This window comes from Sphingopyxis sp. Soil_C_28, assembly GCF_057657055.1.
The window spans coordinates 1,073,047-1,086,662 of the sequence record NZ_JBDGJE010000001.1; the positions used below are offsets into that span (position 1 = coordinate 1,073,047).

General features: G+C 62.8%; 15 protein-coding genes. 5 read left to right on the forward strand and 10 right to left on the reverse strand.

Annotated features, from left to right (window positions below; genetic code table 11):
• The first annotated feature begins 148 nt into the window (after positions 1–148).
• Both AC3A43_RS04970 and AC3A43_RS04975 read left to right on the forward strand, forming a co-directional pair.
• Positions 149–562, forward strand: a complete 414-nt coding sequence (locus AC3A43_RS04970) for a hypothetical protein (RefSeq protein WP_487791418.1) — start codon at positions 149–151, stop codon at positions 560–562.
• Between the two features lie 57 nt (positions 563–619).
• Entirely contained in the window at positions 620–1,621 is a 1,002-nt protein-coding gene (locus AC3A43_RS04975) for a fumarylacetoacetate hydrolase family protein (protein ID WP_487791419.1), read from the forward strand.
• A 60-nt stretch (positions 1,622–1,681) separates the two neighbouring features.
• Here AC3A43_RS04975 and AC3A43_RS04980 read toward each other — a convergent pair whose 3' ends face one another.
• Genes AC3A43_RS04980 through AC3A43_RS05010 form a run of 7 tightly spaced genes read right to left on the reverse strand, consistent with a single transcriptional unit; the run spans position 1,682 to position 8,840 of the window.
• Positions 1,682–2,725, reverse strand: coding sequence for a type II secretion system F family protein (locus AC3A43_RS04980; protein WP_487791420.1), 1,044 nt, complete (start codon positions 2,723–2,725; stop codon positions 1,682–1,684).
• 13 nt (positions 2,726–2,738) lie between these two features.
• Entirely contained in the window at positions 2,739–3,710 is a 972-nt protein-coding gene (locus AC3A43_RS04985) for a type II secretion system F family protein (protein WP_487791421.1), read from the reverse strand.
• A 57-nt stretch (positions 3,711–3,767) separates the two neighbouring features.
• Complete coding sequence (locus AC3A43_RS04990; RefSeq protein WP_487791422.1) at positions 3,768–5,039, reverse strand: CpaE/TadZ family protein; 1,272 nt, start codon at positions 5,037–5,039, stop codon at positions 3,768–3,770.
• Complete coding sequence (locus AC3A43_RS04995; protein WP_487791423.1) at positions 5,036–5,674, reverse strand: CpaD family pilus assembly protein; 639 nt, start codon at positions 5,672–5,674, stop codon at positions 5,036–5,038. The genes AC3A43_RS04990 and AC3A43_RS04995 overlap by 4 nt, the downstream gene beginning before the upstream one ends.
• A gap of 25 nt (positions 5,675–5,699) precedes the next feature.
• The gene (locus AC3A43_RS05000) at positions 5,700–7,262 is read right to left on the reverse strand and encodes a type II and III secretion system protein family protein (protein WP_487791424.1); all 1,563 of its coding nucleotides are present in this window, start codon (positions 7,260–7,262) and stop codon (positions 5,700–5,702) included.
• Position 7,263: 1 nt separating this feature from the next.
• Complete coding sequence (gene cpaB, locus AC3A43_RS05005) at positions 7,264–8,304, reverse strand: Flp pilus assembly protein CpaB (protein WP_487791425.1); 1,041 nt, start codon at positions 8,302–8,304, stop codon at positions 7,264–7,266.
• 53 nt (positions 8,305–8,357) lie between these two features.
• The gene (locus AC3A43_RS05010) at positions 8,358–8,840 is read right to left on the reverse strand and encodes an A24 family peptidase (protein ID WP_487791426.1); all 483 of its coding nucleotides are present in this window, start codon (positions 8,838–8,840) and stop codon (positions 8,358–8,360) included.
• A 95-nt stretch (positions 8,841–8,935) separates the two neighbouring features.
• Between AC3A43_RS05010 and AC3A43_RS05015 the strand changes: the two genes are divergently transcribed.
• On the forward strand, positions 8,936–10,066 hold the full coding sequence (locus AC3A43_RS05015) for an NAD(P)/FAD-dependent oxidoreductase (RefSeq protein WP_487791427.1): 1,131 nt from the start codon (positions 8,936–8,938) through the stop codon (positions 10,064–10,066).
• A gap of 87 nt (positions 10,067–10,153) precedes the next feature.
• Positions 10,154–10,330, forward strand: coding sequence for a YegP family protein (locus AC3A43_RS05020; protein WP_293647365.1), 177 nt, complete (start codon positions 10,154–10,156; stop codon positions 10,328–10,330).
• A gap of 3 nt (positions 10,331–10,333) precedes the next feature.
• On the opposite strand, the gene rnhA is transcribed toward AC3A43_RS05020, so the two are convergent.
• From rnhA to ispH, 3 genes are read right to left on the reverse strand one after another with little or no spacing between them, the layout of a single operon-like run.
• A complete protein-coding gene (gene rnhA, locus AC3A43_RS05025) occupies positions 10,334–10,807 on the reverse strand; it encodes a ribonuclease HI (RefSeq protein ID WP_487791428.1) in 474 nt (157 codons plus the stop codon).
• Positions 10,804–11,766, reverse strand: a complete 963-nt coding sequence (thrB, locus tag AC3A43_RS05030; RefSeq protein WP_487791429.1) for a homoserine kinase — start codon at positions 11,764–11,766, stop codon at positions 10,804–10,806. The genes rnhA and thrB overlap by 4 nt, the downstream gene beginning before the upstream one ends.
• Positions 11,766–12,746, reverse strand: a complete 981-nt coding sequence (ispH, locus tag AC3A43_RS05035) for a 4-hydroxy-3-methylbut-2-enyl diphosphate reductase (RefSeq protein ID WP_487791430.1) — start codon at positions 12,744–12,746, stop codon at positions 11,766–11,768. Before ispH ends, thrB begins: the two co-directional genes overlap by 1 nt.
• A 175-nt stretch (positions 12,747–12,921) precedes the next feature.
• Here ispH and AC3A43_RS05040 point away from each other — a divergent pair, with 175 nt between their 5' ends.
• Positions 12,922–13,593 (forward strand): hypothetical protein, encoded by a 672-nt coding sequence (locus AC3A43_RS05040; protein WP_487791431.1) that lies wholly within the window; start codon positions 12,922–12,924, stop codon positions 13,591–13,593.
• Positions 13,594–13,616 lie beyond the last annotated feature (23 nt).

Consider the following 13,616-nt stretch of genomic DNA (forward strand, 5'->3'; position numbering starts at 1 on the left):
CGCGGCGGGCCTCGCACGAAGCGGTGCGGATGCGCAAGGATGTTTCGGGCCGTTAATCTCTCGTCGGTGGCCGTCCCAAAGCGGGAAGCTCTGCGGCGAACGCGGTCTTTCCCTTTTCCTCGGCGCTTCATTGGGTTATGCGCGCGACATGGAAAATAGCGACATTCCCGCCGAAAACTCCGTCGATACCGAAGAGACAATCCCTTCGCGGCGCAAGATGCTTGCCCTTGGCGCCGTTGGCGTGTCAGCGGCGCTGACGATCCGCCCGGCTTTTGCGCAAACGGCGGTATCGGTGATGAATTGCCAGATTCCCGTGCCCGGTCCTACCGGCGCCGGGAAATATATCGACACCGCGGGCAAGCTGGTGCCGCCGGGCACCAAGGGCGCTTTTCCGGGATCGTTGCGGCCGTTTACGGGCGAGGAAGTCAAGCGCGCGTTTCGCGGCCAGACGCTCCCCGGGACGAGCTACAATCAGTCGCAGGCCTATCTTCAATATATCCGGCGCTTGCAGGCGGGGCAGAGCGGCTTTACCTGTTTCGCATCGATCACGACGTCGCGCTGATTTCGTTCCTTTTCGGGCGATGTCGGTTCGACCGCATCGTCAGCCAAAGGAATTTTCGTGAAACTAGCATCGCTCAAAAAGGGCCGCGACGGTCGCCTCGTTGTCGTTTCGGACGATCTCGCCTGGTATGCCGACGCAGGCCACATCGTTCCGACGATGCAGGCAGCACTCGATAATTGGGCCTATGCCGCGCCACGCCTTGCCGCGCTGGCCGAAGATCTCAACCATGATGCGATCCCGAAAGAGCGCTTTCACGAGCGCGATGCCGCATCGCCGTTGCCGCGCGCATATCAATGGGCCGACGGCAGCGCCTATGTGAACCATGTCGCTCTGGTCCGGCAGGCGCGGGGCGCCGAAATGCCTGACAGTTTCTGGCACGATCCGCTGATGTACCAGGGCGGCAGCGATGCCTTCCTCGCTCCCCGCGATCCGATCCCGCTTGGAGACCCCTCGTGGGGCTGTGATATGGAGGCCGAAGTGGTGGTCGTGACGGGCGACGTGCCCGCCGGCATCGATGCGATCGCGGCCCGCGACGCAATCCTGCTGGTCGGGCTGACGAATGATGTGTCGCTACGCGGCCTGATCCCGGCAGAGCTTGCCAAGGGTTTCGGCTTTTTCCAGTCGAAGCCGTCGAGCGCGATGTCGCCGGTGTTCGTGACCCCCGAAGGGCTCGGCGCCCGCTGGAAGGACGGAAAGCTGCATGGCGCGCTGTGCGTGGACCTGAATGGTCAGCCGCTGGGCCGCGCCGATGCGGGCGTCGACATGACGTTCGATTTCGGCGCGCTGATTGCGCATGCTGCAAAGACACGCGACCTCGGTGCCGGCACGATCATCGGCTCGGGTACCGTATCGAATCGCGGCGCCGACGGGGGCCCGGGCAAACCGATCGCGGACGGGGGGCTCGGATATAGTTGCCTGGCCGAGGTGCGGACGATCGAAACGATCCAGCAGGGTGAACCCAAGACGCCGTTCATGCAAAAGGGCGACACGGTGCGCATCTGGATGGATGACGATCGTCACCACAGTATCTTTGGCGCGATCGAACAGAGCGTAGGTTGAATCGAAAGAGAGGGCGGAATCGCTTCCGCCCTCTCTCGATTTCGGGTTGGCGCCGAGGGCCTATTTGGCGCCGAAGCTGCCGCCGGACATCGCGTCGCTCAGCGAACAGGCCGCCGGGCCCAGAATGACGATGAACAGCACCGGCAGAATGAACAGGATCAGCGGCACCGTCATGATCGCGGGCAAGCGTGCGGCCTTTTCCTCGGCACGCATCATGCGCTCGTTGCGGAATTCGGCGGACAGAACGCGAAGCGCGCTGGCCAGTGGCGTCCCATATTTCTCGGTCTGGATCATGGTCGTGACCACGCCTTTCACCGAGTCCAGATTCACGCGATAGGCAAAGTTTTCGAAAGCCTGACGCCGCTCGGTCAGAAATCCGAGTTCGATCGACGTCAGAGCGAATTCCTCACCAAGTTCGGGATAGGCGCGGCCCAGTTCTTTCGACACCCGCGAGAAGGCGGAGTCGACGGTCAGGCCGGCCTCGGCGCAGATCACCAGCAGGTCGAGCGCGTCGGGAAGGCCTTTGCGGATCTTGTCCGTGCGCTTCTGCCGCATATTGTCCACAAAGAGATCGGGTGCCTTGTAGCCGAGCAGCAGGGCGCCCATCGTGTAGGCCGACCGTTTGAATGACGTGAGGCTGGGCCACATATCGACCCAGTAGATCAGGAAAAGGGCGAGGCCGCCGAACAATATCGGCAGGACCATGCGGCCGAAAATGACTGCCACAGCGAGGTCCTTCGAGCGGATACCGGCCTGTGCCAGCTTTTGCTGGACCTCCTTGATCTGGCCTTCCTGCAAGACCTGGAGCCGACCCAGAAAGGTACGCATCCTGTCGGCGGTCTGGTTCTTGCGGACCAGCCGGGCCCGGCGTTTCGTAGTCGACGCCGTGATACCTGCCTTAAGCTGCTCGCGGCGATCGTTCAGCGCCTTGACGCGCTTGGTCATCGGATTGCGAACGGTGAGCGCGCTGTAGATCGCGAGCAATACCGCAAATACGCCCACGGCCGCCAGCAGGGTTCCGACCCAAACGACATCGATGCCGAGGATCGTCGGGCCGCTTTGGGCGCCCGAGAATGCCGAAGAAAGGAGGAAGCTGCTGTTCATTGGTTTCGCCTCCTCAGATTTCGAAGCTGATCATTTTGGCCATGATGCCGGCGCCGATACTCATCCACACGAGCCCGGCCAGCCCCGTAATGATGAGGCGCTCTTCGACAAAAAAGCCAGCCAGATAGCTGGGGTTCATTGACCAAACGATGCCGAACACGAAGAAAGGCAGCGCACCGACGATGTAGGCCGATGCTTTCGCTTCCGATGACATCGCGCGGATTTTTAGCTTCATCTGGGCGCGCTTGCGCAGGACGTCCGACAGGTTTCCCAGCGTTTCCGCCAGATTGCCGCCGGTTTCACGCTGGATCTGGATTGTGATGCAAAAGAACTGGAATTCGGGCGTGCCGAGCATTTCGGCCGATTCCAGCAGCGCAGCTTCCATCGTGTTGCCGATGCGGATGCGTTCGACGACGCCTTTGAATTCCTCGCCGACGGGACCCGGCAGTTCCTGGCTCACGACCTGGAAGGTTTCGGTGACCGGCAGGCCGGATTTCAAGCCGCGGACAAGCAGGTCGATGGCGTCGGGGAAACGGGTGTTGAATTTCGCGACGCGCTTTTTGATCGTCATGCCGACAACAAGATATGGCAAGCCGAGCCCGAGGAGCAGTCCAACGAGGCCGGCCATCAGGACCGGCGCCCGCAGGATCAGCATCCCGCCGGTGGCGACGACGAACACGATCATCGACGCAAACATATATTGGGTCAGGGTCCAGCCCTTGCCGGTCCGGCGTATGCGCTTTTCCAGCTCGTCCCGGCGAGGCAGCAGGTGGGTCAGCGCCGAGTCGCCGGAGCGGCCCGCCGACTGGATCGTCTTGCGCATCTGGGCAGCCACCACCGCTTCGGTCGAGGCCGCGTGACGGTCTTTGACCATGGCCAATCGGCGTGTCTTCGCCTTGCCGACCGAAGGGCCGCCAAGCAGAAGCACGAGGATCGTGAAGGCCAGGAAGGCCCCGGCGATGATAAGGATGACTGGCAGATTCATGGTCAGCTGATGCCCGCTTCTATCGCTGGAGGTGGTGATGGCCCGTCAGGCGGGCCATCATGCCGCCTGCTTCGCGCCCTTTTTCGTCAAGCCGAGTTTGCCAAGCAGCGAGCCGCCCGATTTACTCTTCGCGGCTGCAATCTGTGCTTCCTCGGCCTCGATATCCGCGCCGTCGAGGATGAGACGCATCAGGTTGCCCCACACCTGCGCCGACTTGGTGCCCTTGCAGGTTTCGGCGTAGGATTTGCCGAGTTTTGCAGACTGGCTGACCAGTTTCGGATCGAACGGAATGACGATGTCGATCTGGCGCTCGATCGAGGATTCGAATTCCTTGCGCGACAGTTCGCCCACGGCGGTCTGGAATTTATTTGCAATCAGCAGCACGCGTGCGCCTGGAACATTTTGCTTGAACCAGGACAGCAGGCGGATCGTGTCGCGCGCCGCAGCGAGCGTTACATCGCTGACGAGCAGGATCGTCCCCGCTTCCGACACGAGGTGCGGGAAGGGGATCAGGACCTGACGCGGAATATCGACGATCGTCATCTCGAACGCGGAGCGGAGCTCTTCTTCCAACTGGAAAAAGGCCGAACCGTCGGTCATCACCGGCTGGTGGATCGGCGCTTCGGCCGACAGCAGACTGAGCTTGTCCGACGCGCGCACCATGGCGCGTTCGATGAACAACCCGTCGATACGGCTGGGGTTGTCGATCGCGTCGATCAGGCCGCGTCCCGGCTCGAGGTCGAGGGTCAATGCGCCAGTCCCGAAATGAACGTCGAGATCGAGCAGAGCCGTCTGGCGGCCCGCTTGTTCGCTGATCGCCCAGGCGAGCGAAGTTGCCACGAGCGACGCGCCCACACCGCCACGCACGCCGACAACGCCCATCATATGATGCGGTTTGTCATCGTGCATGTCGGCATGTTTCGGCGCCGCCAGCATGGCCTGCGCCATGGTAAGCGATTCGCGTACCTGCTCAAGCGACAGCGGTTTCAGCAGATAATCCTGGATCCCGCTCGAAAGGAGGTCGCGGTACAGGCGAACGTCGTTCACCTGGCCCGCGGCAATCACGACCGTGCCGGGTTCGCAGACTTCGGCGAGCGCGTTGATGTCGTTGATCGGGTCACCCGATTCGGACATGTCGACGAACAGGATGTTCGGGCTGGCGGAAACCGATAGCGACTGCACGGCGTTGCGCAGACCGCCCTTGTTACATTTTTCGATCGGCCAGCCCATGTCGTTGGCGGCGGCGCGGATCAGCTCCAGCGTATCGTCGTCGCAGACGAACGCGTTGAAGGGGTCACGCAGGCCTGCTGATTTGAAAGGTGCGTTCACTTGCCGCCTCCGCTTGTTACGCCGCTCAATTCGCCGGCACCGGTCTGGGGTTTGGTACGATAGGTCTGGATCGCTCGCGTCGCCGCAGTGGGGTCACTGCGGGTGTTGCTGGCGCCCTTGATCAGATCGTTCGGGTCGGCGACCATCGCAGCGAGATTGCTGTTCGTTGCGCAGCCATAGTTCGAAGAGGTCGAATTCGTCGGGTTGAGTGACGTTTTGCTGTCCCAATTGGGGCAGCCCGGCACAAAGGCCGAAGCGCGCGTCACGACGATGCGCACATGTCCTTCCGGCACGGCGCCGGTTGTCACCGGAACGTCGGCGCTGAGCAGCAAGCCGCGGCGTTCGACCATCGATCGAACCGTCGCCTGAGCCGAGCTGGCGCCATAGAGCGACGAATCCTCGATCGAGACACGGTCGCCATAACGCACGCCCATTGCATCGAACCAGCCTTGCAGGCGACCTTGTTCGCTGGGCGGCAGTTCGCCGTTCGCGGCCGCAACATCGAATTGATAGATGCTGTTGCGCACGACGGGCTGGTGCACCGATTCGAGGCTGCGGTTGCTGTGCGCGGCGCCGGTGCATCCGGCAAGCGACGTGGCCAGAGCCAGGACCGTCCAAGTTGCGATTTTCTTCATCACTTTGCTCCTGAAATCCAGCGCGTCACTTGATGCTGAAGCCGGGCGACGCATCGCCAGTGCCCCGCGGGCGGTCGGCGTCGCCGACACTCGTATCGAGCCGCGGCTTGGGGCGATCGCCGCCAGTCACGCCGTTGCTTGTCTGGTTGAGCAGCAGCCGCTGCAGATCGTCCGAGTCCTGGAAGGCGTCGGTCGGGAGCTTGATATCGTTCGCGGACACCGGCTGGACGAGATAGGGTGTCACGACGATGACCAATTCGGTTTCGCCGCGGCGAAAGCTGTCCGATTTGAACAACATGCCGAGCAAAGGCACGTCGCCAAGACCGGGCATCTTGTCGATAGCACCGATCGAACGATTGTTCATCAATCCGGCGATCATGAAGCTTTCGCCCGATCCGAGCTCGACCGTCGTTTCGGCGCGGCGAATGGTCAATGCGGGAACCTGGAAGCCCTGCATTTCGATCGCGCCTTCGGTCGACAGTTCGGACACTTCGGGGCGGACGCGCAGGCTGATGCGGCCATTCGACAGCACCGTCGGCGTGTAGGCCAGGCTGACGCCATATTTGCGATATTCGATCGTCGTCCCGGCGAAATTGCCCGGGATCGGGACGGGGAACTCACCGCCCGCGAGGAAGTCCGCCGTCTCGCCCGAGATTGCGGTCAGGTTCGGTTGCGCCAGCGTGGCGACCAGACCCGAACGCTCGCCGATATCGAGCGAGGCCATAAGGTCGAGACCGAACAGTCGGCCCGCACCGGCAAGGCTGCGGCGACCGGCAGGCTGGTTGAACTGATAATTGGTGCCCAGCGTTGTCTTGCCGTTGAGAAGCGGCAAGCCGGTTGCGGGATTATAGGGCACCGGAAACGGGCTGCCCGGAAACACCGCTGTCGGCGCCGGAATGTCGGTGATCGTTCCGGGGCTACGGCCGCCGAAGATACCACCAAGGAAACCGTTGCCCAGCGGACCGTCGGTGTCGCGGGTCAGCAGGTTTCCGCTGATTTCCTTGACGAGCGAACGGTTTACTTCGGCAATGCGAACCTGCAGATTGACCTGCAGCGGCGTGGCCGTGCGCAGGCGCGACAGCACCTTCGTCTGCTCGCCGACAAACGCCTGCACCAGCCGTTCGGCTTCGGCAGCGTCGTCGGGCGACTGAACCGTTCCGGTGAGCAGGACAAAGCCGTTCATCGGGTTGGCCGAGATCTTCGCTTCCGGCATCGCGAGCGACAGCATCTGGTCGATCGTCTCGATATTGTTGCCGACACGGGCAACGGTCGAAAAGACGACGCGTCCGCTGGCGTCGGTGGCATAGATGCTGGTTTCACCCGGCTTCTTGCCAAAGATATAGAGCTGGCGACCCGAACGAACCTGAACGTCGGCAACTTCGTCATTCGCGACAAAGACGTCGGACATCGAGGCCGGAAGGCTGACCAGACGACCACGGCCCACCGACAGTTCGATGCTGCTGCTGGCGTTCTGGACGGCCTGGGCGATGGCAGGCGCCGAAGGCGCCGCGGCGAGCGCGGCTGCCACGAGGCCGATGGCCAGGGTGCGAGCCAGAGCCGCCGCCTTGAAATTGGCTTTGCTGTTCATCTTATTTACCCCCAACCGAAACTTCGGTCATCTTGTCACCGCGGGTGACGCGCACGACCGGACCGGTCGGCACCGCCGCAGGACGAGCCCCATAGGACGGCGCGGAGTCGCCGTTATTTGCAGCCGGCTGCGGCGCCCGCGGGGACGACACACGGCCGCTGACCGGGATCCAGAAGCGCGACACGTCGCCGCCGGTCGTTACCGACGAGCGGCTGGCGGTCGGACGGGCGGCCGCTTCGGCGAGCATCCGCTTTTCCGCATTTGCACCGCCCGTGGCCGGCACATTGACCGCACCCGAGGCGATAGCCGCGTCGAGTTCGCCGGCGCTTTCCGCGAGCGGACGCAGCGCGAGCGACAATTTGCCCATGTCCTGTGCGACCGCGATCTTCTCTGCGATTTCGGGCGTGGCTTCCAATGTTACCGAACCGAAGGTGCGAACCGGGGTCTTGCCCGTTTCATCTTCGGCGTCGTAACGCTGGTCGGTCGCCAGAATGCGAACATTGCGAACGATGGTTTCAGCCGTGAATATCTGTTTGTCGGGATAGCTGCTGCCTTCCTCGACCGAGATGGTCTGGGCGAGGACGACGTCGACGCGGTCGCCAGGAAAGACGAAGCCTGCGACGCCCTGTTCCTGCGACACCTTGACCGTCACGGCGCGCATGCCCGGGCCAAGCGCCGCGGCAAGGAAGCCGCGATCGTCGGGATGAACCAGCGCACCCTGTGTCAGGGGCTGGCCAGCCGTGATCGGATAGCGCACGACGGTCCCGACCAACGTGTTCACGTCGGTCTTGTCCTTCATGAAATAGGCCTTTTCGACCAGTTCCTTCGGCCAGGGTTGAAACCGGAAGCTGTCCGGACCAATGATGGTGCCGACGGGCAACTGCCGCGTAGCAACAAGGATCATCGGACCCGTAATTTCCGGTGCCGCGGCGGCACGCGCCGACGGCGCTCCTGCTCCGCGCAGCATCTGGTTGACCCCGAACGCTGCGCCGATGGCAATCACCAGCGCGCCGACGATCAGCATAATCTTTCGCGTATCCATGACGATTTTTCGCCTCCTGCACCAACCAGAGCCGGCGGTGCTTGCCCTCAGGTTCAACCGATAGCCTGAAACTGGTTAAGATATTGTTGGTGAAGCGCCCAAAGGCCTGCCGCGGCGATGGCTACCCCATAGGGAACCTCGACCGCTTTGTCCGAAGGGCGCAATTTCAGATGGATAAGCATCACCGCCGACAGGATGCCTCCGCCGATCGCCATGATTGTCAGCATCGGCATGAACAGCGGTAGCGGGATCCATAGCATCACTGCGCCGATCATTTTTACATCGCCGCCGCCCATCGCCCCGATCGCAAACAGGCCTGTGAAGACCAGAAAGACCGCGAAGGCGGCGCCGAACTGGATCAGCACGTCGGGCCAGAACGCGAGGCCGGTCGCGATCCAGAACGGGATCGCCAGCAAAGCCATTGCAGCGTTGAGTTCATTGGAAATGGTCCGCGACCTGATGTCGCTGATCGCGGCTGCGATCATCATGAGGCCGAGTATGGCCATCAAGCCGAGCGAGATTGTGGCGCTATCCATCGGCTTTCCCCTACACATCGTGGCTTACCAAAGAGTAACCATGGCGGCGGGCACGCGCGGCTTGCATTCCGCGAGCCAGCGGATATGCGGCGGGCATGACTGACGCGCCGCCTTCCGCCACCGATGTGCTGATTGTCGGGGCCGGGATCGCCGGCGCCAGCCTGGCCGCTGCGCTGGCCCCATACCGCGAAGTCATGCTGGCCGAGGCGGAGGATTTTCCTGGATATCACGCGACCGGCCGGTCGGCAGCGTTCTGGCACGAAACCTATGGCGGGGCCCGCGTGCAGCCACTGACTGTCGCGTCGGCGCCGACGCTCGACAATCCCCCACCGGCGTTTTCCCATCGAGGTTTCTTGTCGCCGCGAGGGGCCTTGACGCTGGGCCAGCGGTCGGAGGCTGCGAGCGTCGACGCCTTCACCGCCGAATTCGCGGCGCGGGGCGTGGACGTAAAACGGATGTCGGGCACGGCCGTCGCGCAACAAATTCGAGGCGTTCGTCCCGAATGGAGCGAAGCCGCCTATGAAGCCGCCTGCCGCGACATTGATGTCGCAGGCCTGCATGCAGCTTATCTGCGTTCTGCAAAACGAGCGGGTGCTACTTTGGTTACCCGCGCGCCGTTACGATACGCGCGACGCGTCGATGGCGGGTGGGATGTTCGACTGGGTGATCAGCATGTACGGGCATCGGTCATCGTAAACGCTGCGGGTGCGTGGGCGGATGCGGTAGCGCTCGCCTGCGGCATCGCGCCGCTTGGCATCCAGCCCTATCGCCGCACCGTGCTGCAGGTCCGGCTCGGCGTGCCGGTTCCCGCCGATCTGCCGCTTGTCATCCATGTCGGCGGCGATTTCTATTTCAAGGGCGAGAGCGAGGGCCGCGTCTGGCTGAGTCCCCACGACGAAACGCCTACCGACGCTCATGACGCGGCGCCCGATGAGCTCGACGTGGCAATTGCAATCGACCGGATGCGATCGGTCGTCGACTGGCCGGTCGTCGCGGTCGAGCGCAAATGGGCCGGACTGCGTAGCTTTGCACCTGATCGCATCCCTGTTTTCGGCGCCGATCCTTGCGAACGCAGCTTTATCTGGTGCGCCGGGCAGGGCGGTTTCGGCATCCAGACCGCGCCGGCGATTTCGGCGCTGCTCGCCGCGCAACTGGGGGGGGCGAACGCCGAGGGGATAATCGGGCGCATCGATCCGTCACCGTTTTCACCATCGCGGTTCGGTTGACACAACATCTCTTGCGCGTTGAATTTGCTGGATTACCATGGCGTTGGCCGCCTCATCCCCGGGGTCGCCCGACCAGTGGAGGACCCGATGGCCCATTATTTCGAAATCAAGAAGAACAAGGCGGGCGAATTTGTCGCCTATTTCAAATATAATAGCGAACCGATCTTCTGGACCGAAGGCTATTCGAGCAAGGCCTCGGCCAAAAATGCCATCGAGTCGATACTGAAAAACGGGCCCGGCGCCGAAGTCCGCGAAGCCGAATAATTTCTAGCGCGCGGGCGCCGAACGCGCCCGCGCGACTTCGAGCGCCGCGTCGCTCGCCAGCGTGTCGGCGAGTTCGTTGTCGCCGTGACCCGAATGGCCTTTGACCCAGAGCCATTCGACCTGGTGCCGCGCGTTCTCGTTGACCAGGCGTTGCCAAAGGTCCGCGTTTGCGACGGGTTTTTTGGCGGCGGTCTTCCAGCCATTCTTTTGCCAGCCGAAGATCCATTTGGTAATGCCGTCGCGGACATAGACGCTGTCGGTCGACAGTTCGACGTTGCAACTGCGCTTGAGTGCGGCGAGCGCCTCGATCGCCGCCATCAATTCCATGCGGTTGTTCGTGGTGTCGGGCTCGCCGCCCGACAGTGTCTTCACCACATCGCCCCAGCGGAGTACGGCGCCCCAACCGCCGGGCCCCGGGTTGCCTTTGCACGCGCCGTCGGTGGCAACGATCACGGTTTTGCCGCTGGTCTCGCTCATGCGACCGCGAACAGGCTGGCGGCGTCGGCGGCGCTGTAACGTCGCAGGCGGGCGAGGAAGGGCGAGGGATCCTTACGCGTGACGAGGGCGTCGGCAGGCGTATGGATCCAGTCGTGCGCGCGCGTGAGCAGAAAGCGCAGCGATGCCCCGCGCGCGAGCAGCGGCAGCGTTGCAATTTCGGCATCTGACAGCGCGATTTCACTGATATAGCCGCGCATCAACGCCTGTGCTCGTTCGGGATCGCAATGCTGACCGTCGGCGGAAAAGGCCCAGGACGCATGGGTGATGACAAGATCGTAGGCCCGGAAATCGCTGGCGGCGAAATAGAAGTCGATGAGACCGGTAACCCGGTCGCCGAGCATCAGCACATTGTCGGGAAACAGGTCGGCATGGATAACATGCGCGGGCAGAGCGGTCGGCCAATGTTCCTCGACATACGCCAGCTCGTCATCGACGATGGCCTGTAATCCGGGCAGCACGACGTCGAGATTTCCTGCTGCTTCGGCAATGCCGCGCCAATGACGGTGGCCCATGCTGTTTTCGCGCGCGCCCGCATAACCCGCCAGCGTGCGATGCATCGCGCCCAACGCTGCGCCGGCGGCCTCGCACTGGTTCGGTGTCGGCTGGGTCAGTGAAATACCCGGCAGGAACTGGATGATGCAGGCGGCGCGGCCCGACACCTGCTGGATCGCGTTACCCTCGCCGTCGCGGATCATCGCTGGAACAGGACGGCCCTGATCGGCGAGGTAATTTAACAGATCGACGAAAAAGGGAAGGTCGCCTTCGCTCACGCGCTTTTCATAAAGCGTCAGGATGAAGCGCCCGCCCGTGGTCTCGAGCAGGAAATTACTGTTTTCGACGCCTTCGGCAATGCCCTTGCACGACACGGCAGTGCCGATGTCGTATCGAGCGACAAGCGTTGCAAGATCGTCGGGTTCGACGTGCGTATAGACCGCCATCAGGCTGGTTCGAGCCCGCGCGGCAGTTTGAAGACCATATTCTCTTCGGCGGTCACGACCACGTCTTCAACGATGGCCCGAACGGCTGCGACGGCGTCGATCACTTCGCGAACCAGTGTCTCTGGCGCGCTCGCGCCCGCAGTGATACCTAGCGTGTCGATGTCCTTCAGCCATGCGGGATCGACGTCGGCCCCGCGCTGGACCAGATGGGCAGGTGTTCCAAGACGTTCGGCCACTTCGACCAGACGCAGGCTATTCGAGCTGTTGGGAGCCCCGATCACGATCATGCGATCGCACTGGTTGGCGATCGCTTTGACCGCGTCCTGCCGGTTCGAGGTCGCGTAGCAGATATCTTCACCGCGCGGGCCGACGATCGCGGGAAAACGGTGTTGGAGCGCCGCGATGATATCGCGGGTGTCGTCGACCGAAAGCGTGGTCTGGGTCAGGAACGACAGCATCTCTGCATCCGGGGGCGACAGCGCGGCGACGTCGTCGACCGATTCCACCAGCGTCATGGCGCCCTGGGGAAGCTGGCCGAGCGTGCCGATGACTTCGGGGTGGCCGGCATGGCCGACAAAAATGATATGGCGGCCAGCTTCATAGACTCGTTCGGCCTGACGGTGGACTTTGGACACCAGCGGGCAGGTTGCGTCCAGATATTCGAGCCCGCGCATCGCGGCCTTCGCGGGTACCGACTTGGGTACGCCGTGCGCGCTGAATACGACCGGCACCCCGTCGGGAACCTGATCGAGCGATTCGACGAAAATGGCCCCCTGTGTCTTCAACGAATCCACCACATAGCGGTTGTGGACGATCTCGTGCCGGACATAGACCGGCGCGCCATATTTCTGCAGGGCCAGTTCGACGATGCGGATCGCGCGATCGACTCCGGCACAAAAACCGCGGGGCGCGGCGATCAAAACCTTAAGTTCTGGCGCTTCGCTGCCTTGTTCGCGCGTCATCGGATAGGGAGCGTTCATGATGCTGGCGCTCTAGCGCAGCAAGCCCTCCGGGGTAAAGCCGCTTCGTTCCTGTCCTCTTTGTTGCGTCTCTTTGTTGCGCCGCGTTCATCGCACCGATAAGAAGCGGCGCGCATGAAGCGGGATCAACCGTCCCGACGCCTGTCAGCGCGCCTGTTTGGAAAGTCCGATTATCATGATGTCCATTTCGTTCGCGTCCCGTAAGTTTCTGACCGTGCTGTGCGGCACGGCAGCCATGGCTACGGTGGCGGGTTGCGCGAAGGACAATGAAATCGACCTCGCCGGCGGCGTCGGCATTACCGCGACGCGCAGCGCTTGCCCGGCGGTCGCGGTGCCCTTGCACACCGGCGATGTAACATTGTTCGACCCGGCGACGAGCCGCGACGCGCGCGCTGTCGATGTCGTCGCCGCGATCACCAATGTGACCCCGCAATGCAACGATGCGGGCGAAAAGGTTTATCAGCTTGCAAGCTTTGATGTCGTGGCAACGCGCCGCGATGCGGGGCCCGCCCGCACGATCACCTTGCCTTATTATTCCACGGTCCTCCAAGGCGGCACCGCGGTTGTCGCAAAGCGGTTGGGCAATGTCGCTGTGACGTTCGCCGAAGGACAGGTCCGCGGCACCGGTCGCGCGCAGGCGTCGGCTTATATCGAGCGCGCTGCCGCGACGCTGCCCGCTGACATCCAGGAACGCATCACGCGCAAGCGCAAGGCGGGCGATCAGGACGCCGCGGTCGATCCGCTCAGCCTGCCCGAAGTGCGTGCGGCGGTACAGCGTTCAAGCTTTGAACTGCTCGTCGGCTTCCAGCTGACGCAGGACCAGCTCGAATATAACGTCCGACGATAAGGACCGCGGCGGCGCACCTGCGT